Source organism: Weissella sp. LMG 11983, assembly GCF_025908495.1.
GTDB lineage: Bacteria > Bacillota > Bacilli > Lactobacillales > Lactobacillaceae > Weissella > Weissella fermenti.
This window is the reverse complement of sequence record NZ_JAOZFD010000001.1, coordinates 828,311-852,318: the sequence shown is the minus strand read 5'-3', so window position 1 is coordinate 852,318 and position 24,008 is coordinate 828,311. Positions and strand designations below refer to the sequence as shown.

At 45.5% G+C, this 24,008-nt stretch carries 18 protein-coding genes and 2 pseudogenes; all 20 read left to right on the top strand.

What is annotated here, in order from left to right; genetic code table 11:
- Window positions 1-59: 59 nt before the first annotated feature.
- Window positions 60-680, top strand: a pseudogene (locus tag OIT45_RS04540) (sugar nucleotidyltransferase); the annotation flags it as partial.
- On the top strand, window positions 670-1,242 hold the full coding sequence (rfbC, locus tag OIT45_RS04535) for a dTDP-4-dehydrorhamnose 3,5-epimerase (RefSeq protein ID WP_199403868.1): 573 nt from the start codon (window positions 670-672) through the stop codon (window positions 1,240-1,242). The pseudogene OIT45_RS04540 and the gene rfbC, both read left to right, overlap by 11 nt.
- Window positions 1,242-2,279 (top strand): dTDP-glucose 4,6-dehydratase, encoded by a 1,038-nt coding sequence (gene rfbB / locus OIT45_RS04530; protein WP_264329949.1) that lies wholly within the window; start codon window positions 1,242-1,244, stop codon window positions 2,277-2,279. Before rfbC ends, rfbB begins: the two co-directional genes overlap by 1 nt.
- A gap of 68 nt (window positions 2,280-2,347) precedes the next feature.
- A complete protein-coding gene (gene rfbD, locus OIT45_RS04525; protein WP_199403866.1) occupies window positions 2,348-3,181 on the top strand; it encodes a dTDP-4-dehydrorhamnose reductase in 834 nt (277 codons plus the stop codon).
- A gap of 127 nt (window positions 3,182-3,308) precedes the next feature.
- The gene (locus OIT45_RS04520) at window positions 3,309-5,540 is read left to right on the top strand and encodes a prealbumin-like fold domain-containing protein (RefSeq protein WP_264339889.1); all 2,232 of its coding nucleotides are present in this window, start codon (window positions 3,309-3,311) and stop codon (window positions 5,538-5,540) included.
- Window positions 5,537-6,478: a hypothetical protein gene (locus tag OIT45_RS04515; protein ID WP_199403864.1), complete on the top strand. Its 942-nt coding sequence runs from the start codon at window positions 5,537-5,539 to the stop codon at window positions 6,476-6,478. The genes OIT45_RS04520 and OIT45_RS04515 overlap by 4 nt, the downstream gene beginning before the upstream one ends.
- A 183-nt stretch (window positions 6,479-6,661) precedes the next feature.
- Complete coding sequence (locus tag OIT45_RS04510; protein WP_199403863.1) at window positions 6,662-7,714, top strand: polysaccharide pyruvyl transferase family protein; 1,053 nt, start codon at window positions 6,662-6,664, stop codon at window positions 7,712-7,714.
- 1 nt (window position 7,715) lies between these two features.
- Window positions 7,716-9,212 (top strand): lipopolysaccharide biosynthesis protein, encoded by a 1,497-nt coding sequence (locus tag OIT45_RS04505; protein WP_264339888.1) that lies wholly within the window; start codon window positions 7,716-7,718, stop codon window positions 9,210-9,212.
- Complete coding sequence (locus tag OIT45_RS04500; RefSeq protein ID WP_199403861.1) at window positions 9,160-9,882, top strand: DUF4811 domain-containing protein; 723 nt, start codon at window positions 9,160-9,162, stop codon at window positions 9,880-9,882. Before OIT45_RS04505 ends, OIT45_RS04500 begins: the two co-directional genes overlap by 53 nt.
- Before the next feature lie 99 nt (window positions 9,883-9,981).
- Window positions 9,982-12,069 (top strand): pilin N-terminal domain-containing protein, encoded by a 2,088-nt coding sequence (locus OIT45_RS04495; protein ID WP_264339887.1) that lies wholly within the window; start codon window positions 9,982-9,984, stop codon window positions 12,067-12,069.
- A gap of 5 nt (window positions 12,070-12,074) precedes the next feature.
- Window positions 12,075-12,515 carry a SpaA isopeptide-forming pilin-related protein gene (locus OIT45_RS04490; RefSeq protein ID WP_264339886.1) on the top strand — a complete coding sequence of 147 codons (441 nt, stop codon included), beginning with the start codon at window positions 12,075-12,077 and terminating at the stop codon, window positions 12,513-12,515.
- 123 nt (window positions 12,516-12,638) lie between these two features.
- Window positions 12,639-13,787, top strand: coding sequence for a prealbumin-like fold domain-containing protein (locus tag OIT45_RS04485; RefSeq protein WP_264339885.1), 1,149 nt, complete (start codon window positions 12,639-12,641; stop codon window positions 13,785-13,787).
- Complete coding sequence (locus tag OIT45_RS04480; protein ID WP_264339884.1) at window positions 13,784-14,686, top strand: hypothetical protein; 903 nt, start codon at window positions 13,784-13,786, stop codon at window positions 14,684-14,686. The genes OIT45_RS04485 and OIT45_RS04480 overlap by 4 nt, the downstream gene beginning before the upstream one ends.
- Window positions 14,687-14,705: 19 nt before the next feature.
- The gene (locus OIT45_RS04475; protein ID WP_199403858.1) at window positions 14,706-15,587 is read left to right on the top strand and encodes a class C sortase; all 882 of its coding nucleotides are present in this window, start codon (window positions 14,706-14,708) and stop codon (window positions 15,585-15,587) included.
- Between the two features lie 143 nt (window positions 15,588-15,730).
- Window positions 15,731-17,621, top strand: a pseudogene (locus tag OIT45_RS04470) (M13-type metalloendopeptidase).
- Between the two features lie 100 nt (window positions 17,622-17,721).
- Complete coding sequence (locus OIT45_RS04465; RefSeq protein WP_199403856.1) at window positions 17,722-18,147, top strand: DUF697 domain-containing protein; 426 nt, start codon at window positions 17,722-17,724, stop codon at window positions 18,145-18,147.
- Window positions 18,148-18,318: 171 nt separating this feature from the next.
- Window positions 18,319-19,377: a polysaccharide pyruvyl transferase family protein gene (locus OIT45_RS04460; RefSeq protein WP_199403855.1), complete on the top strand. Its 1,059-nt coding sequence runs from the start codon at window positions 18,319-18,321 to the stop codon at window positions 19,375-19,377.
- A gap of 854 nt (window positions 19,378-20,231) precedes the next feature.
- Window positions 20,232-20,726: a PTS glucose transporter subunit IIA gene (locus tag OIT45_RS04455; RefSeq protein ID WP_199403876.1), complete on the top strand. Its 495-nt coding sequence runs from the start codon at window positions 20,232-20,234 to the stop codon at window positions 20,724-20,726.
- 11 nt (window positions 20,727-20,737) lie between these two features.
- Window positions 20,738-22,225, top strand: a complete 1,488-nt coding sequence (locus OIT45_RS04450; protein ID WP_199403854.1) for a PTS transporter subunit EIIC — start codon at window positions 20,738-20,740, stop codon at window positions 22,223-22,225.
- A 2-nt stretch (window positions 22,226-22,227) separates the two neighbouring features.
- Entirely contained in the window at window positions 22,228-23,859 is a 1,632-nt protein-coding gene (gene treC / locus OIT45_RS04445; RefSeq protein WP_199403853.1) for an alpha,alpha-phosphotrehalase, read from the top strand.
- Window positions 23,860-24,008 lie beyond the last annotated feature (149 nt).

Below are 24,008 nucleotides of genomic sequence, written 5' to 3'. Positions count from 1 at the left end.
TTCGTGGTACGAGCCCTAGCGGGCTCTAAAAAGAGGTCCGGAGTCTTGACATCAGAGCCGCGTTTCTCATTGGGGAAAAGTTTATTAGCGGAGATTCAGTGGCGTTAGTACTGGGGGACAATATTTTTTATGGGGCTGGGCTTTCTGAGATGCTTCAAAAAGCCGCTAGTAAAGATGTAGGAGCTACTGTGTTTGGGTATCAAGTTAAGGATCCTGAACGATTTGGCGTTGTTGAATTTGATGAGAATATGAAGGCTGTGTCAATTGTGGAAAAGCCTGAAAATCCAAAAAGTAATTACGCTGTTACCGGATTATATTTTTATGACAATTCAGTTGTAGAAATTGCCAAATCAATTAAGCCATCACCGCGTGGGGAACTTGAAATTTCCGATATCAACGAAACGTACTTAGAGCAAGGTAAAATCAACGTTCAAGTTATGGGACGTGGTTACGCATGGTTAGATACTGGTACGCATGATTCGCTAATTGAAGCATCTAGTTTTATTGCAACTATCCAAAAGCAACAGAATCTAAAAGTGGCGTCTCTAGAAGAGATTGCCTACCGCATGGGTTATATCGATTTAAAGCAATTGGAAGCAGTGGCTGATGAATGCAAGAAAAATGATTACGGACAATATTTGTTACGAATTGTAAAGGAAGAAACAAAAAATGCCAATTAAGATTATTCCTACAAAATTAAAAGATGTTAAGTTGGTCGAAACTGAAGTATTTGGCGATCACCGCGGCTTTTTCACTGAAACTTTTACACGTAATAAGTTTGAAGAAGCTGGAATTGATTTTGATTTTAATCAAGATAACCAATCTCTATCCACGCAACCAGGTGTGCTACGCGGTATGCACTACCAATTGGCACCGTACACTCAAACTAAGCTCGTGCGTGTAGTAACCGGAGCAGTTTATGATGTGCTTGTTGATATGCGAAAAGGATCACCAACATATGGTGAATGGGAAGGTTATCTTTTGAGCGAATATAACCATCGTCAACTTCTAGTTCCTCGCGGATTTGCGCATGGTTTTATGACGTTGACGCCAAATGTTAATTTTGCATATAAGGTGGACGGTTATTACGAACCAAAGGCTGATCGCGGAATTGCGTTTGATGACCCTGAAATCGGAATTGAATGGCCAATGTCACTTGATCATCTGGTTATGTCAGAGAAAGATCAACATCATCCTACGTTGGCTGAAGCAGAGAATAACTTTATTTACGGAGAAATCTAATGTCACAATACAAGCATATTTTGGTTACCGGGGGTGCTGGTTTTATCGGTGCTAACTTTGTTCGTTACGTTGTCGATGAGCACCCTGATGTTTTTGTTACGGTGCTTGATAAGCTAACTTATGCCGGAAACGAAGCAAACTTGGCGGGGCTACCGGAAAATCGCGTTAAGTTGGTCGTCGGCGACATTGCGGATGCAGCAATTGTTGATACCTTGGCTAAGGAAGCTGATGCAATTATTCATTATGCGGCTGAGTCACACAACGATAATTCACTTAAGGATCCGTCACCCTTTGTGATGACGAACATTATGGGGACGTATACGCTGATTGAAGCTGCCCGTAAGTATGATATTCGCTTCCACCACGTATCAACTGATGAAGTGTATGGAGACTTGCCTTTGCGTGAAGATTTACCAGGTCATGGCGAAGGTGAAGGTGAAAAGTTCACGCCAATGACGCGATACAATCCATCATCGCCATATTCTTCAACGAAAGCAGGGTCAGACTTGCTTGTGCGTGCATGGGTTCGTTCTTTTGGTTTGAAAGCGACGATTTCAAACACATCTAATAATTATGGCCCATACCAGCACATTGAAAAGTTTATTCCTCGTCAGGTCACAAATATCTTGAGTGATATCAAGCCTAAGTTGTATGGTAGCGGGAAAAACGTTCGCGATTGGATTTACACATATGACCATGCAACGGGTGTGTGGGCCATCCTTGAAAAGGGCTGCATTGGTGAAACATACTTGTTAGGTGCGGATGGCGAGCTTGATAACTTAACTGTATTGAAGATGATTTTGCGCGATATGGGCAAGTCAGAAGATGACTTTGATTTTGTGCAGGATCGCGCTGGACACGATTTGCGTTACGCTATTGATGCAACTAAGACGCGTGAAGAATTGGGATGGAAGCCCAAGTACACTGATTTCGAGACTGGTTTAAAAGATACTATCAAGTGGTATGAGGATAACCGCGAATGGTGGCAACAGGAAAAGGCTGAAGTTGAGGCAAAGTATGCCCAAAACAATCAATAGGCATACTTAGTTACAAGAATTAATGATGCCTCGGGGAGACCGAGGCATTTTTTATGAGAGGGAATGAAATGAAGTATTTAATTGTAGGTGCAAAGGGGCAACTTGGACAAGAGTTGCAACATTTACTAAGTAATCAACATGTTGAATTTGTTGCATTTGATGCGGATGAATTGGATATAACAAATCGAGAACAAGTTTTTGAGACTTTGCAATCGATTAATCCAGATGTTGTCTTGGATGCCGCAGCTTACACCGCGGTTGATGCTGCGGAAGACGAGGGCAAGGAACTTAACTGGCTAGTAAATGCGGAGGGGACTAAGAACTTAGCGGATGCAGTGGCAAAAATCGACTCAATCCTTGTGTACGTGTCTACTGATTATGTATTCGATGGTACGAAAGATGGAGAATATTTGGAATCAGATGTTACTCATCCGATGAACGAATACGGGAAAGCGAAGCTAGCGGGTGAGGATGCCGTACTTAATTCAGGAGCTAAAGCTTATATCGTACGAACTTCTTGGGTATTTGGAGAGTATGGTAATAATTTTGTATTTACGATGCAAAAGCTGGCTCAAAAGATGGATAAGCTAACGGTTGTTGATGATCAATTGGGTCGTCCAACGTGGACGAAGACATTAGCTCAATTTATGATGCACTTGATTAGCGTAGACGCTGATTATGGCATCTATCACTTAAGCAACGATGGTGAAGCTACTTGGTATGAATTTGCCAAGGAAATACTTAAAGATGAGGACGTAGTAGTTGAACCTGTAAAATCTGACGCTTTTCCGCAGAAAGCTTACCGACCTAAGAAGTCGGTGATGTCATTGGAAAAGGCTAAGAAAACGGGATTTCTCATTTCTACATGGCAAGATTCGTTAAATATGTTCTTGCAAAAATAATCACAAAACCCTCCCCAACCCTCCCTATTTACACGACAAACCCACCACTATTTTGCTAGACAATAAACTCCGTAACAACTGTACCCCTAAGGAGTAGGTGGTACGAGATAATTTGGAGGAAATTTCTATGGCGAAATGGAAGAACACAGCGCTGATTACAACACTTGTGTTGCCATTGGCGGTTACAGCTGGTGGACAAGGCGTGGCGATGGCTTCTCAAGCAAAGCCTGATCAAACGACGATTAAGATTTACAAGCAAATCCGTTATGATGACACGATTAGCGGACTTGTCGATGATGAAAAGTACTTTACTTGGAATCACGGTGCTGATGAAGATGGACAACACTACTTCTGGGGTGACGGTACTGAAGCGAACAAGGATACTGTAACTTCTGAAGGTAAGGTCGTATCATCAAATAACCCATTTGATTGGGAAAACTATAGTAAGACAACCGGTAAGTACACAATTGAATACACACCTTCAGATGATTTTGCTGGACAAAGCAAGATTCGTTGGAACGACTTGTGGTCTAACCTACCTGGTGTACACTTCATCGGTATTCAACTGCCAGATGACGTGATGACGGTTAAGGATGGTGTACCAACCATCATCGCTAAGGATGCTGCGGACAACGCTGGTGTTGCCTTCACGTTCAATGGTGAAAAGATCTACTGGCAAGATATCTTGCTATCACAAAAGGGTGTCCAACACTCAGACGCGGCTGATCCTTCACACGAGACGCCAAAGCACAACTTCAACTCAAAGAACGGTACTGACAAGTACGGTATGGAGCACACGGTTAACACTAGTGCCTCAGAGTACGAAGTTGAGTTCCAACGCGTTGGTAATGCCGCTGATTTGACGGAAGCACAAATCCGCCAACAATTGGTTGCTAACTACACAGACACGGATGAAGATTTACCTGTATTCGGTGGCATGGCCGGCGCTCAAACTGATGAAAACGGTGTTTTGTCATTTGAGAACGTGACAAACGGTAACTGGTTGTTCATGGAAGACTTGCAAGAGTCAACGCCTGAATTGGCTAAGATGGTCACGCAACACGCTGCGCCAATGTTCTTGGCAACGCCATACTTGCAACCAAGTGCGGAAGTTGATTCAAAGGGTAACGGTACTAACAAGGGTGATAAGACTTGGTTTGATAACACAGATGCCAATGCTATGCACATCTACGCAAAGAACTATGCCGCCCACGCTGATTTGACGATTGAAAAGTTGGATGATGACACAAGCGCACCTTTGGCTGGCGTTCAATTTGCAATGGTTGAATTGACGGCAGAACAATTGGCTGCCTTGCAAGGTCAAATCCAAGGTGGTTTGTTGAACGGCTCAGTTGACAGCATCAAGGCTTACTTGGCAACGTTGGGAACTGAAAACGAGACGTTGTTCTACGGCACAACTGGTAAGGATGGAAAGGCCAAGTTCTCAAACTTGACGCCTGGTAAGACTTACTACGCTTTGGAAATCTCAACACCAACTGGTTACATGGTTAACCCAACGGTTCAACAAGTGTCAATCAACGGTGTTGACGACACAGCTGTTGACCCAACTGTAGGCGGTGATGATACGACTGTTCAAGCACAAGGTGGTTTGTACGTTGTCCGTAATGATGACCAAATCTCATTGGACAAGGACATCAGTGTGCTTGGACCGGTTGAAGTAACTGATCTTGCAGTTAACGGTTACGACGCCAACGGCAACCCAATCTACGTTGATAAGAGCACGGCTCAAACATCAGCAACTGGTGAGACGACTTACGCTAACACATACCAAGACAACGACACGTTGTACGGTACATCACGTGGACAAGCCTTCTCATACACGGTTGACATGGAATTGAACAAGAACATTGCGTCATACAGCAAGTTCAACTTGCAAGACTCAATTCCTTTCCAAGTGAACATCAACTCATGGACGATGTACGCGCAAGTTAACGGTACGTTGACGCCATTGATTCAAGCCGTCGACCCTGACGGTGACGCAAGCGAGCACAGTTCAGATGACGGTATTTCAAACGAATCATTGCCATATGACTCAGCTACTGAAGTTGGTGGTGTGAACTTCAAGTTCTACAACGACGCAGCTGCTAAGGTATTCGGCTACGACGGTTCAACTGGTAAGACACCAGCTGAAATTGCTGCGCAAACAGCTTGGATTGCTGAACACCTATTGCACATGCACGGTGCGTCATCTGAATACACATTTGACACTGACTTCCACGAGTTGCTAGAAGGTCAAAATGGTACGATGAACATCGACTTTAAGTCAGCAATGTTGCAAGGCTTGGGTGACTTCATCTTGAAGACAAGACTGGTAAGACATCTCTTGTCTTCAAGATGAACGCGCAAACAAACTCAGCTGCGCAAGCAAACGCTAAGATCGATAACAAGGCAACGTTGAACTTCAACCCATACGCTGCAACGCCAACGCGTGCGTACGGCGATCAATCATTGAGCGACTCAGCCGCTACTTCAGCAGTTGGTTGGGATATCGTGAAGACTGACGAAAAGGGTAACCGCTTGTCAGGTGCCGGATTCGATTTGGTATTGCGTGTGACGCGCGACAACATCGACCGTGTTAAGGACCAATTGTTGTCAATGAACAACAATGGAAACGCAGTTAACGAAACATCATTGTTGGAGTTGGCTGAAAAGATGAAGTACACAGGTGATAACGCGTCTAAGATTGCCCAAGCAACGGCTTACCTAAATAGCCAAGCAACGCAATTGGAAGCACGTGTGAACTCAGGTATGGAAACGTACGTCTGGTTTGTCCACTTGGATGCGCCAACTGACACAGATGGTCACGGTAAGTTGCAACCAATCTTCGGTACGATGGCATCAAACATGCAAATGGGTGACATCTACTGGGTATTGGATCAAGACTTATCAACAACTCACATGACGAAGGACGACGGATACCTACAATACTGTGGTGTGGCCGATGGTCAATATGTCTTGAGTGAGTCAATCGTACCTGGTGGTTACAACAAGGAAGCTGATGCTAAGTTTACTTTGGCTTCTGATGAAGGTTCATACTACGTTTCAGGTGCCGGTGCAAACTTGACGGAGTTCCCATTGTTGACGAACCAAAACGGTGAGGCAATGTACACTGACGACAAGATCGAAGGTGCTGACTCAACGAACTACCACCAAGTAGAGAACCAAAAGAAGACGGAATCAATCTTCCCAATTACGGGTGGTATTGGTATCTTGGGTGCTTTGGCAGCCGGATTGACTGCGATGGGATCAGCTATCGTTAACCACCGTCGCCAATAATAAGATTAATACATTAACCATACCGGTCATGGAACTGGTATAAACATATCCAAAAATTCATAATCTTATTGATTAAGAGGAACGCGAGCAATCGGGTTCCTCTCTTTTTGTTCATAATTCGACCACACTTTAGGTGCTGATAGTTGTCAAACTAAAGTAAGTGACTTTTAGTAGGAGAGAAGCATGATTGAGAATACAAAACAATGGTTGAAAGGACATTGGCTATGGCGGCTGGCAATTCGCCCCGATATCCATGAAAAATTGAAAAAAATTGACGTGACCAAGCCGGTTGTTTTTTATCTCGGGTTACCAGAGCACGGTAACTTGGGTGATCAGGCAATCGCGCAAGCAACTGAAGCATACCTCGCAAAGCAATTGCCGAATCACCAATTAGTTTGTGTGCCCAACGATGCGGTGGTGCCATGCATGCCGTTGATTAAGCGCTTTTCAGGTGGCAATAATCTAGTGGCATTGCACGGTGGCGGTAACTTAGGTGATTTATGGCCCGGCGCTGAAAGCGTGCGACGCGAAATTATTAGTCGTCTGAAAGGCTTCCCAATTATCCAATTACCACAATCGATGTGGTTTAACGATGCGGTGGAGAAGGAACTATCACAGCGGGTTTATGAAGGAGCCGATGACTTAACGCTGGTGGCCCGCGAAAAGATGTCACATGGCGATATGAAAGAATCCTTCAATGCACAAACGATGTTGGTGCCAGACATGGTGTTTACGCTGAATAAGCAACTACCTGATTCAGCGCAAGCACGTCATGGTGTGATGACACTATTTCGGGCTGATATCGAGAAGTTTTACGATGAAGCGGTTAACACGCAAGTTATGCAAGCGTTAGCGACGAAGTTTGACCGATTGACGGCGATGGATACGGTCTTGCCTGATGGTGTTTCAGAAACTGAACGTGCGACTATTCTGACTGAATTTTGGGATGAGATGGCAAGTCACGAACTAATTGTGACGGATCGTTTACACGGTATGATTTTCGGTCTCATCACTCGGACACCAACCGTTGTTTTGCAAAATAACAACGGTAAAATCACGGCAACAATGGCGACGTGGTTGCAAAATGTGCCTTGGATTAAACTATGGCAACCGGAAGATGGGTCAATTGAGTCAACTATTGACGACGTTTTATCGACACCCGTTACGTCACCTGATTTTACGAAGCACTTCCAACCATTGGATGATTATTTCGCATCGTTCCGCGTAGGTGAATAGTATGGCAGAACGAGTACGCGAGTTAATTAAAAATACCGGGATTTTTGCGATTGGTTCACTTTCAACTAAAGTGTTGAGCTTGTTGATGGTGCCGTTGTACACGACGGTTTTATCAACTGCTGATTACGGGACAGTCGATGTCATTGGGACATTCACTGGTCTATTAGCGCCGGTGATTACGTTGAGTGTCTATGATGCGGTTTTTCGGTGGGCATTGGACGATCAGGCGGATGCTAGTCGGTCGTTTTCAAATGCGTTGGTTATTTGGCTAACGAGTACGCTATTATTTTCAGCCGTTTGCTTGTTTTTGCACACGCTGAACACGCCACATATCGGCTATTTTTGGGTGATGGTGGTTACGGGTAGTTTAGGAGCAATTTGCAGCAACTTAGTGCGTGGAATTGGCTACGTCAAACTATTCACGATTGCCGGTATCGTAAGTAGTGTTAGCTTTATGAGCCTCAATCTGGTATTTCTGTTGCAACTTCACCTGGGGCTAACGGGGTATCTGCTTGCGAGCGCTATTTCAGCGCTCGTTAGTCTAGTTATCGTTACCACAGGTGCTAAAATTTCGCGTTATTGGGATGCGGGGTTAGTTCACCCAAAGCACATGCGTCAGTTATTGCTTTACACCATGCCATTAATTCCAAATGCGCTGTCTTGGTGGGGTGTAGCGAGCGCCAACCGGTTGGTGTTGCTATCGTTTGCTGGGGTCGCGGCGAATGGGCTTTATGCGGTAGCGAATAAACTCCCCTCATTAATCAACTTGATTTATGGTGCATTTTTGCAATCTTGGCAGATGTCAGCCGTAAAGACGTTTGATGACCAGGATTCTGGCGCGTATTACACGCGGACGTTTGATGTTGTCATGCGGCTGCAGTTGGTAGCCGTTATGGCATTGATGGCGCTAACCCAACCAGTATTGGCAAACTGGGTTGCACCGGATTATTTCACGTCATGGCAAGCGGTGCCTGGACTGTTGCTGACGGTTGTTTATACCAATATGTCAGCGATGGTTGGTGCGACCTATCTGGCAGCCAAGCGCACCAAAGGGCTTTTTTTGACAACGATGTATGGCGCGGTGATTAGCATTGGTCTCAGTCTGGTAACTGTGCCACATCTTGGGATTATTGGCGCTAGTTTGGCGAGCTGCCTGGGGTTTGCCGCCGTTCTAGGCATTCGTTTGCATGAAACACGGCAGTTTGTAACGATTAATGTTGCCTGGGGAGTTGTCATCAAGTATCACGTGGTTATTTTGCTACAGTTGGCAATCATGTGCATGATTCCAGTATGTGCCATTCAAACCATCTGTCTGTTATTACTAACAGTCGGCATCGTCGACAGATTGGCCGTTTTATCAAGGTTTAATCGCGACCCTAACCAACAAAAGGTAGGGGTGGTTTGTTATACTAAAACTAATGATTTAATTTTGAAGGAGAAACCGTATGATTGTCTTGTTAGTTTTAGGACTTGTGATGCTAACTTATGCCTTGATTAAAGGGGCCACGCGTCGTGAAATTCGTTGGTTCCCAATCATTGTGGGACTCATCTTGGTCGTTTCAATGGGGCTTGGTTTGCACCGAGCACAAACGAGTCATTTCCTAATGACGAAGACGCCGGTGGATAAGACACAAAAAATTGCGCCGGCAACAACAATTAACGGTTTGAAGTTGATTACGACCCAAACGGGAAGTGACGGTGAACTGCGCTATACGTATTCAATTGGTAAGAAAACTTACCAAACAATGACGCAAAATGCGACGACGACGGTCAAGTCAACCGACAAGCAAGCTAGTTTGAACATTGAAGTCATGACTTACCAAGTCAATTCAGCATGGCGTCGCTTCTTGTTGCTAGGTCAACCTAAGTTTGAGAAGGGGACAACCAGCTACACATTGTCAGTGCCAAAGGATTGGTACATCATTCCAGCAAACAAGGTTGCAACGCTTCAGAAGATGGTCAAGGACTCAAAGGCAAGTATTGCGGATGAAGTTGCAAAGCAAGTGAAGCAACAATTTGCGGATAAGGCCAAGGATGACAAGGATTTCTTGTCAAACACTGATGCGCAAAACAAGTTGAAAGATCAAATCGTTACGGACGTGACGAATAAGGCAAATGATGATCTCCACAAGGCGTTGATTCAAAAGATTGAGTCTTGGCATAAATAAGACATAAAATACTAGAAGTTTCTAAACTGTCGTTTTGCAGTTTGGGAACTTTTTTTTGCGAAACTGTATAGTGAATAAAACTATAGGGGGACGCACGATATGGCGAAATGGCGCAACATGGCATTGATTTGCACAATTGCGATGCCGCTTGTACTAGGGACAGGCACTGGTTATGCTGCTCAAAGTGCGGCTGAAGTTACTGAAACTGATGTCACACTACACAAATATATGACAAAAAACACAACGTTCTCTGGTAATAACTATTACTGGGGAAATGGAACGACAGGAACAAACAACCCATTTACGGCTCAAAATTCTGAATGGGAAAAGGTTGGTGAAGGATACACATTTACGGCTTATAAGCTTAATCCAGACGTGATTACGATTACTAATAGCGACGATGTGAAAATTTCAAATACTGAAGTGCCGGAGTTGGGGTTGAAGTGGTCTGATTTGCTGACAGTTCGCTCAGGTAGCACGGCAAGCTACAAGGAATCAACAAATCCGTCTGAGCACGTCAGTGATAACGTTATTGAGTTGAAGAGCGGTGTGACTGAAGAACAAGTTCAAAACTTGCAAGCTTACTTGGCTAAGTCAGCAAGTGCGCAACAAACGGTCAGCACCAATGACAATGGTGATGCGACTTTTGATGACTTAGCAAATGGTCAATGGATTGTCTTTGAAACTGAGGCGCCTACAACGATTGAATCTCGTTCACAACCAATGGTGCTGAACTTGCCAATGGCTAATCCGGTTGAGACAGAAGGTTCACAAGGGGCATGGTTTGATGGTAGTGGCAATTACAATGTGAACTTGTACCCAAAGGACTTCCAAGGATACGGGGTTGAGCCAACTATCGATAAGATGATCAATACGTTGCAACACGTGACGGTTGATGAGTTGAACGCTACTTGGGATGCCGACAAGGGACACCCAATTTACGGCGGAACAGCCGTTTCAGATGATGCGGCCCACGTTAAGAGCGACGTGACGTTCCTTGAAAACGATAATAAGTTTGGTGTGTCACGTGGTAAGAGCTACAACTATACGTTGGATATGCAATTGCCAAAGACGATTAACACATTTAACGAATATGGATTCGTTGATACGATTCCATATGAAGTGACGGTTAATTCATGGACGATGTACGCGCAAGTTAATGGCAAGTTGACGCCAATGATTCAAGCCGTCGATCCGGACGGTAACGATAGTAAGAGTTCGACCGATGGTTTGTCACAGCCGAAGAGTGATTATGATTCAGAGCGTGTTGTGACGCCGGATGGTAAGGCAGCCGACGTTAACTTTAAGTTCGCCGAAGTAAACGGCGATAACGGACGTACGGCGGCTAGAATTTTTGGTTACGGTGGCACGCTGGGTAAGACACCAGAAGCGCTTGCCGAACAAACTAAGTTCATTGCCGAAAACCTATTGCGTATGCAAGGGTACACAGCCACTTACCAATTTAATGGTGACGTTGTGACGGAGGCCGGTGAATATGGAGCTAACCGTGCCATCATCGACGCTGACACAGGTCAGATGAAAATCACGACCAAGGAAACATTCCGTTCTCGGTTGGCTGAATGGGACGGCTTGAAGAATGACACGACAGGACGTACCTCAATCGTCTTCAAGATGAATACCCAAACGAACTCAGCTGCACAAGCGAACACGGGTGACAACAAGATTGATAACAAGGTTCAAATGTTGTTTGATAATGGGGTAACGAACCAAGATACAGCAACCGATAAGACGGGCTTGAAGGATTTAGCATACACGACTGCGGTTGGTTGGGAATTCCACAAGACAGACAAGTACGGTAACCCGTTGCGTGGGGCTGGCTTCGACATGGGTCGTTTGGTAACGGCACAAAACCTTGAAAACGTTATTTCACAATTGTTGAGTGAGGACAACAACGGTAACCCAATTAACGATGCCAGCTACTTGGAGATGTTTGATCACTTAAAGGGCAGTGCTGAATACGTCGATGAATTCAACAAGTCGGATTACACAACTGATTCGGCTAAGATTGCCGCTGTTAAGACGTACTTGGATGGTCAAGCGGCTGACTTGCGTAAGCGGGTTGCCGAATATGATGCCCAACCAGATAGCGAAAAGTCAAAGTATGAAGTCTACGTTTGGTTTATTCACTTGGATAACCAAGGACACGGTAAAATCAACCAATCGTAACTGACATGACATCAAGTATGGAAATGGGTGACATCTACTGGGTAACGAATAACTCATTGGCGACGACTCACAAGTCTGGTCGTGATGGCTACTTGCAGTACTGTGGTGTGGCCGACGGACGTTACTTGTTCCGTGAGTCAATTGCACCAGATGGGTACAAGCAAATGGCGGACGTGAAGTTCACCCTTTCTAGTGGACCGGATTCAGTTTACCAACCAACGGATGAGTTCCCAGCGTTGGAAGATGCTAAGGGTGTTTCACTTGGAACGGACTCACAAATTACTGGCTTGGTTGAAAACTTGGATGGTGAATACGTCCACATCAAGAACTATGCCAAGGGTATGTGGCCAGTTACAGGTGGCATTGGTGCTTTGGTTGTCTTTGCAATCGGTGGTGTATTGATGACGAGTGCGTTGGTAAAGCGTCGTCACGATAACAAAAACTAATAGCAAGTTAACAAAATAGGCAAAAAAAGACGGCGGAAACGCCGTTTTTTTTTGCGAAAATTTGAGAATAGAGTCCACGTCGTGACGCGTGGTCGGGGAAAACAAATAAGGAGCCATATGAAAATGAAAAAATCACACTCATTGTTGCTGGTGGGGACGTTGATTGCACCAATGATGTTATCAACGGGGAATGCCTACGCTAAGTCAGCTGAAGATAATCCACCGGCAGAAACATTGGTCCGCATTCATGCGGTTACAGATATGAATGCAACACCAGTTGATCGTCGGGATCAGCACGATTATTGGGGAAATGGTGGCATTCAAGATTTGAACAAAATCGTTGAGGATAACTCAAGCTGGGAGCCTACGGTTGGGGCGACCTATGAAGCTTTTGCTTTGCCAGCTGGTACGGTGACGTATGAAGGTGAAGATATGAAGCCAGTTATCAATGACTCGTTTAAGGTAGAAATTGACGGTAAGACATGGCGTTGGAGTGATATTTTGGTGCCTAAGCGTGCGGACAAAATGAATGCGGCCACGACAAACATCATCACGAAGGACGGTAATATCTCACCTTGGACAATTGACATCAAGGGTGGCATGGATGTCCGCAAGGCTGTGTATGCGTTGACGGATTTGGATCCACGTACACCACACCCAAAGGCTTTTGCGAACACGGACCAAGACGGTTTGACGCAAATGTCATTGAAGAAGGGACAATGGGTCATTGCTGAAACTTTGGAAGCCAACATGAAGTCAACGGCCTCAGTGCCGATGTTTATCGACATTCCAATGATTAAGCCAGATGCTAAGCAAGGTAGCGATGATTTCTGGTATGACAATACGGAAACTGATGCGTTGAACTTGTACGCCAAGCAATATGACCCAACAACTTTGAAGGTTAAGAAGACGGACACTGAAACAGGTAAGGGACTAGCTGGTGCACAAATTTTGGTAACAGATAGTACCCACGAAGCCAAGCTTAAGGAAGTGTTGCCTGAATTGTTGGCTGCTATCAAGAAGAATCCAGATGATGCGAAGAAGTTGGTTGAACAATACGTCCCTGACTTGAAGGATGGCAACTATGCTATTCGTAAGACGAATAAGCAAGGTGAAACAACGTTCTCAAGTGATAACTCTGGTGAACGTTTCATGACACCGGGTCATACGTATTCTGTGATTGAAATTGCCGCACCAAAGGGCTACATTGTCGAACCACAAATTCAAGATGTTGAACTTTCAATGGAAAAAATCCAGATGACCCAAGCTTGATTCAAGGGCAAGGTAAGGCGGATTTCGGTGACTACGACGAATTGCAAGTTGATAAGTCAATCACAGTTGGCGACAAGACATACGGTGTTGATGCTAAGGACGGTGGTGACACAGAACAAGGTGTAACCAAGGATCAAAACTTCCAATGGCATATCGACAGTGAGGTGAACAAGAACGTTGATTCATACAACAAGTATGAATTGGTCGATACGCTACCGTTCCAAAATGATTGGCGCACGATGTCATTGAGCTTGAAGTATCAAGATCCATCAGGGGCACTTCAAAGTACACCATTGCTTGAAATGAGTGCGAATGGCATGACGACTGGTGCTGGTACCCAATTTACAACTAACGCTAATGGGGTTAACGGCATTGCGTACAACGCAGCAACGGCACCGAGTGTGGCTGCATTGGGGGATGGCCTATCACCCGATGGTATCGAACTATCTGGAACTGGTAGCTCATACGTCATGAAGGACGGGCAATTGGATGCCTCGCAAGCCGTTTCTGATGGCACGATTATGTTGTCACTGACGGAAAGTGGTCGTAAGCAACTTGCCGAAAAGATGGCTGCGTTGCTAGCTGATGGTAAGGCCAAGGATGGCACATGGGAGTTGTCATGGAACTTGAACGTGGTGGCGAACCAAAGCACACAACCAGGAGACATGGTCAATAACGTTGATTTGAATTACGAAACGGCCTTTGATAAGGATACTGATCAAGATTTAGCCAAGACATTCGTTAAGGGTGCTGGGGTCAACCCACCATCAATTCACGACACGCCAACACATAGCGGTGGCCTTTTGCCATACACGGCGAGCGTACTTGGCATTGGCTTGACGATTCTAGGATTGCTAGGTTTGGCAAACCTAATCAAGAAGCGTCGTAACGAAAAGTAATAAACTAGAGGGAAGAGAAATGGCGAAGAAACCACGAAAGAAAATTAGTCCAGTAACGGCGATTTTATTTATCACGGGGCTAGCGATTTTTTCATATCCAATTGTCGCGCAGGCCTATGAAGCAATGCACCAAACGAGTATTGTGAAGGGTTATGAGCAGACGGCGGCAGTGATGCCTAAGAAGGAAAAGAATGCGGTACAACAGGCGATTGAAAAAGAAAACTCTGAAATCAGGGAAAAGTCTAAGCAAAACGGGACTGACGCTGATGTCATTACCGCGATGACTGAATTGAACCAAAAGCAGAGTTTTGAAAAGGGTGACGACAGTACGATTAAGAATGTCGTTGGTAAGCCGATTGGTGTGATTTCAATTCCAAAGATGGGTGGCTTGCGTTTGCCAATTTATAACAGTATCAAGGATAAGGTTATTAGTAATGGGGCGGGATTGATTCCAGGAACATCAATTCCACAAGCGAAAAAGAAGGGAATCCACTCAGTCATTACGAGTCACTCTGGCTTGCCAAACGCCAAGTTGTTTACGGATTTGAAGAAGCTGGAGCTGAAGGATAAGTTCTACATTGAAATCGCTGGTGGTAAGACACTGACTTATCAAGTTGATAAGATTGACGTGATTGAACCTAAGCAACTTGAGACGTATTTCAAGTTGGATCAAACGAAGAATTATGTCACGTTATTGACGTGCACGCCAACTGGTATTAATTCACACCGTTTGTTGGTTCGTGGTCACCAAATCCCGACTGAAAGTGTTCCAACCAATGTTGTCCGAGCTGAATTCATGTGGCTTGGTGCATTGATTGTTGCGATTTCATCATTGGGTGGTTACTTGATTCGTCGTCGCGTGCTAATTAAGAATGCGATGATGGCAGCGGTAACGAAGTAACAAAATATACTTAGGGCATCGACGCTATGTCGGTGCTTTTTTTGATATATTCAGGATTTCGTCATGCTAATTCCTCTGATTTCGGGTTTAATTCACAGGAAAGTGATAGAATAATGAGAAATAATAAGGACGAGGTGACCGGCATGGCAACACGAGTACAAGATGATTTCTACGACGCAATTAACGAAGAGTGGGAAGCGCAAGCAGTCATTCCAGCTGATAAGCCACGTACCGGTGGGTTTAGTGATTTGGCCGATGAAATTGAAGATATGATGTTGGCCGCAACTGACGACTGGATGGCAGGTAAGGATGCGCCAACTGATGATATTTTGGTGAACTTTATCAAGTTCCACCGTTTGACGTCAGACTGGGAGACACGTGAGGCATTGGGAACTGACCCAGTGAAGCCTTTGATTGCGCGTTACCAAGCGTTTGAATCATTTGCTGATTTTGCCAAGCACATTATTGAATTGGAAAAGGAAGGTTTGCCAAACGCTTTCCCAGTTGGCATTGCACCGGACTTTAAGGATGCGCGTACGAACGTGTTGTGGGCGGATGCGTTGGGAACAATTTTGCCAGATACGACTTACTACGCTGAAGATCACGAGCAAGGTAAGGAATTGTTGGCCAAGTGGCGTGCAGCACAAGAAGACTTGTTGCCAAAGTTTGGTTTCTCAGCTGACGAAATCAAGGACTTGTTGGACAAGTATATTGCGTATGACGCGCGTATCGCCAAGGTGGTCTTGAGCCAAGAAGAATCTGCGGAATATGCTAAGTTGTACCACCCATACAAGTGGGCGGACTTTACGGCGTTGACGCAATTGCCAATGGATGAGGTGGTGCAAGCCATGACGGGTGCGACACCAGATATGATTGTGGTGCCAGAGGAACGTTTCTGGGCTGCTTCAGATCAATTCTTCTCTGAAGAAGCATGGCCATTGTTGCAAGCAACGTTGATTGTTGGCATCGCAAACGCCTTTACAAGCTACCTGTCAGACGAGATTCGTGTCTTGGGTGGTGCGTACGGCCGTGCTTTGTCAGGAACGCCAGAAGCTTTGAACAAGCAAAAGGCTGCCTACTACTTGGCAGCTGGTCCATACACGCAAGCGCTTGGCTTGTGGTATGCCGGCGAGAAGTTCTCTGAAGCAGCTAAGCAAGACGTCGAGCAAAAGGTTGCGACGATGATTGATGTCTACAAGCAACGTTTGCAATCAGCTGACTGGCTACAACAAGCAACACGCGATAAGGCGGTTGTGAAGTTGGATGCGATTGTGCCACACATTGGTTACCCAGAAAAGTTGCCTGACCGCTACAAGGATAAGATTGTAGATGATGGTGCTGGTTTGTTTGAAACGGCCGAGAAGTTCCGCGCCCAAGCGGTGGCCTACCAATGGTCAAAGTGGAACCAACCGGTTGACCGTGAGGAGTGGCACATGCCAGCCCACATGGTTAACGCTTACTGATCCACAACAAAACCAAATTGTGTTCCCGGCTGCGATTTTGCAAGCGCCATTCTACAGCTTGGACCAATCTTCATCAGCGAACTACGGTGGAATCGGTGCGGTTATCGCGCACGAAATTTCACACGCTTTTGACACAAACGGTGCGTCATTTGATGAAAACGGTAGCTTGAACGACTGGTGGACGGAAGAAGACTATGAAGCCTTCCGTGACCGTACACAGAAGGTTGTTGATGAATTCGACGGCTTGGATTCATACGGTGCCAAGGTGAATGGTAAGTTGACGGTGTCTGAGAACGTCGCTGACTTGGGCGGTGTGGCTGCTGCTTTGGCTGCCGCAAAGCGCGATGATGATTTCTCAGCGAAGGACTTCTTTGAGAGCTGGGCAACAATCTGGCGTCAAAAGGCCCGTCCAGAAATCATGCAATTGTTGGCTGCCTCAGACGTTCACGGACCAGCTAAGTTCCGTGTTAACGTGACGGTTTCTAACTTTGATGACTTCTACACGACGTTTGATGTGCAACCATCTGACAAGATGTACCGCGCGCCAGAAGACCGCGTGATGATCTGGTAATGATATGAAAAAAACCGAATTCGACTTTGCCCAAGTGGCAGGTCGAATTCGGTTTTTAATTTGTGTTAGTTCGGTATAATAACGGTATGGAGGTGGACTTATGACACCAAATGAAAAAGCAAAAAACATTATTCACTCAGCATCAGGCGCTGCTGGTGCGGTGGCCTTGTCACCAATTCCGTTTACGGACGCCACGTTGCTAGTGCCAATTCAAGTCACGATGATTACGTCATTGTTTAAGGCGTATGATCAAAAGGTGATGGAAGGTGCCGTGCGTGGTGCCGTCTGGGCAGTTGCCGCAACATCATTCGGCCGTGGTGTCGTGGGGAATGCGTTAAAGTTTATCCCTGGCATCGGTACAGCTAGTGGGGCAGCGATTTCAATGGCGACAGCAGTTGGTTTAACTGAAGCCATTGGTTGGGCCATTGTGAACGAGCTGGAATCTGGCGAGAAAGTTACGCCAGGTGATATCACGGGTATTATCATGAAGGCAGCCAAGTCGTTTAAGTTACCAAAGAAACAATAATTTTCGGGGGCGTTACTGGTATAAGCTAGTAGCGCCTTTTGTATTGCATCTGGGCCCCCTGAAATAAACCAGACTGAGAATGGCGGGACCAACAGCTGCTGTGATAAAACTTCATAAAACACCCATATTTTTGCGTGATACTAGAAGATAGACTAAACGGGGAGTGGGACAATGAGAAACAATTTCGGACAATGGCTGCGTCGACGTGTTTTGTGGCGGTGGACCATGCGCCCACAACTGAAAAAGCAGCTTGAACAACTAAATACTGACTTACCAACGGTTTTTTATCTGGGGATGCCGGAACACGGTGATTTGGGTGATCATGCGGTTGCGTATGCAACTGAAATTTTTCTCCAAAAAAATTTGCCTGAGCATCAGATTGTTAAGGTACCTAGTGAAGCGCTGTCTGATGCACTGCCATTGATTCAACGAATCATTCAACCCGAGCATTTAGTGTTAATGCACGGTGGTGGGATTGTTGGTGATCGCCATTTGCCAGAAGAAAACCTACGACGAGAAATTGTGTCGTACTTGAAGGACCAACCAATTATTCAATTGCCACAATCAATGTTTTTTACTAATCCGGCCGAACAGGAAGCGTCAAAGCGCACGTACAATGTGGCTGAACGAATGGTAATGTTGGCACGTGAAGAAAAGGCGTTACAAGATTTAACACAGTTGTTATTGTGCCCAGCGATGCTAATTCCGGATATGGTGTTGTATTTGAGTGGGCGCCTAGCAGCTTCGCGTAAGCCGCGTCATGGCGCAATGATTATGATGCATGCAACCGGGAATGATTATCGCCGAACGGTGCAAAATGATATTCGTGAATTGTTAAATGAACTATTCAGTCACGTTGTGGAAGCGGACTTTTTAAATGCAAAGCAACGTCATTTGAGTGGGCAGAAGCGTGATGTCGCACTACGCGAATGCTGGCGTAAAATTTCTGGATATGAAGTGCTAGTAACTGATGAAATTCATGGATTGCTATTTGGTTTAATAACAAAGACACCAACGGTCGCGGTTGCTGAGCCGTCCGGCATGTTAGCGGCGATATTTGAAGCGTGGTGTACGGCTGTGCCGTGGATTTCACTTTGGTCGCCGGCTGATGGGCCACTGGATGTTGCCGTAGTTGACGTGATGAAGGTTGAGGCTTCGGCTGTCGATTACAGTCGCCAATTTGCACCGTTGGAATACTATTTGGCTAATTTCCGAGCGGAAACTGATTAATCCACTATTTTGTAAATAATATTCACAATTCGTCCTGAATTAAGTATCAATCGCGCACATTCTAAACATGAACCGCTGGTAATGTAGTACCTTGGAAAGTGTTTATGAAGGGGAGAATATGATGTTGAAACGGATACTGCTAGTTATGCTAGCTGTCATCAGTTTAGCCTCGGTGTCGACTGTAGTGAGTGCGGATGATTTTGGAAGCACAGGTCACTCTAGACTATACGAGACACCTGATTTAGTGATTGAGGAAAGTTTCATTGACACACCGGGACTAGAGGAACGCGTACGCGCGCGTGATATCGTGAACGGTGAGGACATGACATTGGTTAAGAAAAACGCGTTGCCGTTTCTTCTAGGGTTAATGTGTGTCTGGGCGCTAGTTGTGTATGCTCATTTGATCAAAAATCATAAAGCTGAAAGTAAGTGAATATAAGCAAATAGCCCTCGCAATGGAATTTCCATGCGAGGGCTATTTCTGTCTCAAAAGAAATCGAAGCGTGGCTCGCCACGCGTAGTGAATTAGTCGCCTTCCTTTGAAGGAAAATGGCGAGTAAAAAACCACGGTAACCGTCCAAAGTAATCCGTGGTCAATTCTTTAATTTAAAAGTTAAAGTGTGACTTTGCGGTGCTCCGCCACAAATTTAGTATATAACAAACCGAATTCATTTGCCAGATGGCGGGTCGAATTCGGTTTTTAATTTGCCAAAAATCCTAACCTAGGCGGGTTTGATTAAGGAGCTTTTAAAAACGGCAAAAAGTCCGTCGAAATACTTAGGAAATTTGTAAGCGGTTTCAATATAATGAAATTAGTCAAGCGATGACTAACTATAAGTACGGGGGATTAAATGATGTTTGGATTTGGAAAGAAGAAAAAAGTTGTGCAGGATGAGCGTTTGTACAATCCGGTAGCAGGGAGTGTTGTGGAACTGGCACAAGTATCTGATCCAGTTTTTGCTGGTGGCATGATGGGCGAGGGCTTTGCGGTTGAACCAACTGGAAGTGAAGTTGTTGCACCGGTCAGTGGGGAAGTGACGATGGTGCAAGGACACGCGGTTGGGTTTAAGCGTGCCGATGGGTTAGAGATTTTGTTGCACATGGGAATTGATACAGTGTCACTAGACGGCGCGCCATTCAAAATTACGGTGTCGGTTGGTGATGTTGTGCAAGGCGGCGATGTCATTGCGGTGGCTGATTGGGCGCAAGTTGATGCAGCTGGGTTGCCAAAGACAACGATGGTCTTGATTACGAACACAGCGGATAAGTTGGCGTCAATGACACGCAACTGGCAAGAAGATGTTGAAACGGTGGCTGGCGCAGAAGTTGGCACAGCAATGGCTAAGTAGGGGACGAGGTTATGGCGAAAGATTATCAACCGTTAGCGCGGGATATTGTGACGGCAGTTGGTGGACCGGAGAACGTCGACAAGGTGATTCATTGTATTACGCGATTGCGTTTTTACTTGAAGGATGAAACCAAGGCGGATTCGGAAACGATTCGCGAGATGCCGGGCGTTGCTGGGGCGGTTTACAACGAACAACTGGGTCAGTATCAAGTGGTTATTGGGCAGGAGGTTGCTGATGTCTACGATGAAGTGACCAAGGTTTTGGGTCAAACGGATGCAGATGAGCCGACTACAACACAAGCGCCGAAGCCAACGACAACGCTGGGCTGGGTGTCACATGGCTTTAAGTTACTGATTGCGACTATTACTGGGTCAATGATGCCGGTAATTGGGTTGTTGGCGGCGTCGGGAATTCTGAAAGGGTTCCTAACGTTGTTCACGTTTAACTTCCATTTGATTGATACGAATTCAACGACTTATACCATCATCAATGCGATGGGGGATGCGGCGTTCTACTTCTTGCCAATCTTGGTCGGTTTTTCAGCTGCCAAGCAATTGAAGTCTGATCCAATTACGGTAGCTGCAATTGCTGGTGTGTTGGTTCACCCAACGATTGCTGAATTGTGGAGCGCACCAACGAAGGGAATGAACGAATTGTTTGGCGTACCGTTGAATGCCGATTTCTTCGGATTGCCCATTCACATTCCACAATACACATATTCAATTTTTCCAATTATCTTCGGCGCGTGGCTCGCACGACCAGTCGGAAATTGGTTTAAGAAAGTTTTGCCCGTATCATTGCGTTCGATTTTCCAGCCATTATTCACGGTCTTCATCGTCACCGCGGTTATCTTGTGTGTGATGGGACCAGTGATTTCATTGATTTCAGCCGGGATGGCGTGGTTGATTCACTTGTTGGTGACGGCGAACGAAGCGATTGCGGGGTTGATTATCGGTGGTTTGTACCAGTGCTTGGTAATCTTCGGTTTGCATTGGATGGTTATTCCATTGCTTTCAAACGATTTGGCAACCACAGGACACTCAGTATTGAATGGGTTGATTAATTTCTCAATGATTGCGCAAGCAGCCGGTGCATTAGCGGTATTTGTTAAGTCAAAGCAAGCCAACATTAAGGGCCTTGGCTTGGCCGGTGCCTTGTCAGGGTTCGCTGGTGTTACCGAACCCGCGGTGTACGGAATCAATTTGAAGTACGGTCGCGTCTTTTGGATGGCCAACATCGGTGGTGCCGTGGGTGGTTTCATTGCTGGCTTGATGAAGATTGATATGTGGGGCTTCACTGGTTCTCTGATTGGTTTCCCTTCATTTATCAATCCAAAGACTGGTATTGATATGAGTTTCTGGGCCTTTTGGGCAGGTAGTGCAGCGACGATTGCAGTATCATTCTTGTGCGTTTACTTGTGGGGATTCAAGGATAGTGACACTGAAGTTGCTAAGACTGCTGAAAAGAAGAATGTGTTTAAGACAGCACAGGGGGCGTAGTGATGAGTTTTCACGATAAAGTGGTGTATCAAATTTATCCCAAATCATTCAACGATTCGAATGGGGATGGAATTGGTGATTTGCCCGGCATTATTGAAAAGGTACCTTATCTAGCTGATTTAGGGGTGGACGTTCTTTGGCTAAATCCATTCTATCCATCGCCACAGCGTGATAATGGTTATGACATTTCTGACTACACGGCAGTTGATCCACGTTTTGGGACCATGGCTGATTTTGAGCAACTGGTTGCAGTCGCCCGAGAGTATGACATGGGTCTGATGTTGGATATGGTGCTCAATCACGTTTCGACTGAGCACGAATGGTTCCAAAAGGCGTTGGCTGGTGACGTAACATATCAGGATTATTTTATTCTGCGCGATGAACCCAATAATTGGCCATCTAAGTTTGGCGGCAATGCTTGGGCGCCATTTGGAAATACCGGTAAGTACTATCTGCATTTATATGATGAAACGCAGGCAGATTTGAATTGGCGCAACCCAGCCGTGCGTCGTGAGTTGCAAGACGTGGTGAATTTTTGGCTAGATAAGGGTGCAGTTGGACTGCGTTTTGATGTCATCAATGTAATCGGCAAAGATGAGTTGTTGCGCGATAACGCGGTGAATGAAGGTAAAGCCGAGTACACTGATACGCCGGTTGTGCACGATTACTTGCAAGAACTGCATGCTGCAACCTTTGGAAAACGTGACGGTGTGATGACGGTTGGCGAGATGAGTTCAACCACTGTCGAAAACTGCATCATGTACACGCGTCCTGACCGTCAAGAACTATCAATGACTTTCAACTTCCATCATCTGAAGGTGGATTACGAAGCAGGCCAAAAGTGGACCGATGCGCCGGCTGACTTTAAGCAGTTGCGTGATTTATTACATGAATGGAATGTGGGGATGTCGCAGGGTGGTGGTTGGAATGCATGGTTCTGGAATAATCACGACCAACCACGAGCGTTGAATCGCTTCATCGATGGGGAGAACTATCGCGAAGTTGGTGCCAAGATGCTGGCAGCTAGCATTCATTTAAATCGTGGCACACCTTATATCTATATGGGTGAAGAAATCGGCATGGTGGATCCAGACTTCGATAACATTGCAGATTATGTCGACGTTGAAAGTTGGCATGCTTATGAAATGCTACAAGCGCAAGGCAAGTCCGCGGAAGAAGCGTTTGCGATTGTTGCTAAGAAGTCACGTGATAACTCACGAACACCAATGCAATGGGATGCCACTAAAAATGCCGGCTTTACGACAGGGACGCCGTGGCTGAAAGTTGGCACGCATTATAAGGATATTAATGTTGCTGACGAAATGTTGAACGGTAGCATTCGCTCTTTCTATCAACAGATTATCACGTTGCGTAAGACGGAACCGGTTATTGCGGAAGGTGATTATGAACCTTGGATGCCCGCTCATAATCAGGTGTATGCCTACATTCGTGGGTTGAATGACACACAACTGCTGGTGTTGAATAACTTTAGCAGTGCAGCAACGAAGATTTCGATACCGGACTGTTTTGTGACGGGGGATGTCCTAATTTCAAATTACGATGATGTCACCGTTACTGGTGTACAGCGTTTAGAGCCTTATCAAACACTGGCAATAATTAGTCGAAAAGTATAATCGTTAAGTTCATAAACGCTTGGTAATCTACTTCTAGCGTTGGGTGAAAACAAATAATCGAGAAAGAGAAATTTACTCCGGTGAATTTCTCTTTATTAGTATATAAAGACGCAAACCCACTAGTTACGCGGTTCACAAGTGATTTATTA

What these genes read in the sequence shown, in the direction of transcription:
- OIT45_RS04490 (WP_264339886.1), top strand. Translation starts at nt 12,075, where the DNA reads ATGACATCAAGTATGGAAATGGGTGACATCTACTGGGTAACGAATAAC.
- rfbC (WP_199403868.1), top strand. Translation starts at nt 670, where the DNA reads ATGCCAATTAAGATTATTCCTACAAAATTAAAAGATGTTAAGTTGGTC.
- OIT45_RS04515 (WP_199403864.1), top strand. Translation starts at nt 5,537, where the DNA reads ATGAACGCGCAAACAAACTCAGCTGCGCAAGCAAACGCTAAGATCGAT.
- OIT45_RS04465 (WP_199403856.1), top strand. Translation starts at nt 17,722, where the DNA reads ATGACACCAAATGAAAAAGCAAAAAACATTATTCACTCAGCATCAGGC.
- OIT45_RS04500 (WP_199403861.1), top strand. Translation starts at nt 9,160, where the DNA reads ATGATTGTCTTGTTAGTTTTAGGACTTGTGATGCTAACTTATGCCTTG.
- OIT45_RS04505 (WP_264339888.1), top strand. Translation starts at nt 7,716, where the DNA reads ATGGCAGAACGAGTACGCGAGTTAATTAAAAATACCGGGATTTTTGCG.
- OIT45_RS04510 (WP_199403863.1), top strand. Translation starts at nt 6,662, where the DNA reads ATGATTGAGAATACAAAACAATGGTTGAAAGGACATTGGCTATGGCGG.
- OIT45_RS04450 (WP_199403854.1), top strand. Translation starts at nt 20,738, where the DNA reads ATGGCGAAAGATTATCAACCGTTAGCGCGGGATATTGTGACGGCAGTT.
- rfbD (WP_199403866.1), top strand. Translation starts at nt 2,348, where the DNA reads ATGAAGTATTTAATTGTAGGTGCAAAGGGGCAACTTGGACAAGAGTTG.
- OIT45_RS04485 (WP_264339885.1), top strand. Translation starts at nt 12,639, where the DNA reads ATGAAAAAATCACACTCATTGTTGCTGGTGGGGACGTTGATTGCACCA.
- OIT45_RS04495 (WP_264339887.1), top strand. Translation starts at nt 9,982, where the DNA reads ATGGCGAAATGGCGCAACATGGCATTGATTTGCACAATTGCGATGCCG.
- OIT45_RS04475 (WP_199403858.1), top strand. Translation starts at nt 14,706, where the DNA reads ATGGCGAAGAAACCACGAAAGAAAATTAGTCCAGTAACGGCGATTTTA.
- rfbB (WP_264329949.1), top strand. Translation starts at nt 1,242, where the DNA reads ATGTCACAATACAAGCATATTTTGGTTACCGGGGGTGCTGGTTTTATC.
- OIT45_RS04460 (WP_199403855.1), top strand. Translation starts at nt 18,319, where the DNA reads ATGAGAAACAATTTCGGACAATGGCTGCGTCGACGTGTTTTGTGGCGG.
- OIT45_RS04455 (WP_199403876.1), top strand. Translation starts at nt 20,232, where the DNA reads ATGTTTGGATTTGGAAAGAAGAAAAAAGTTGTGCAGGATGAGCGTTTG.
- treC (WP_199403853.1), top strand. Translation starts at nt 22,228, where the DNA reads ATGAGTTTTCACGATAAAGTGGTGTATCAAATTTATCCCAAATCATTC.
- OIT45_RS04520 (WP_264339889.1), top strand. Translation starts at nt 3,309, where the DNA reads ATGGCGAAATGGAAGAACACAGCGCTGATTACAACACTTGTGTTGCCA.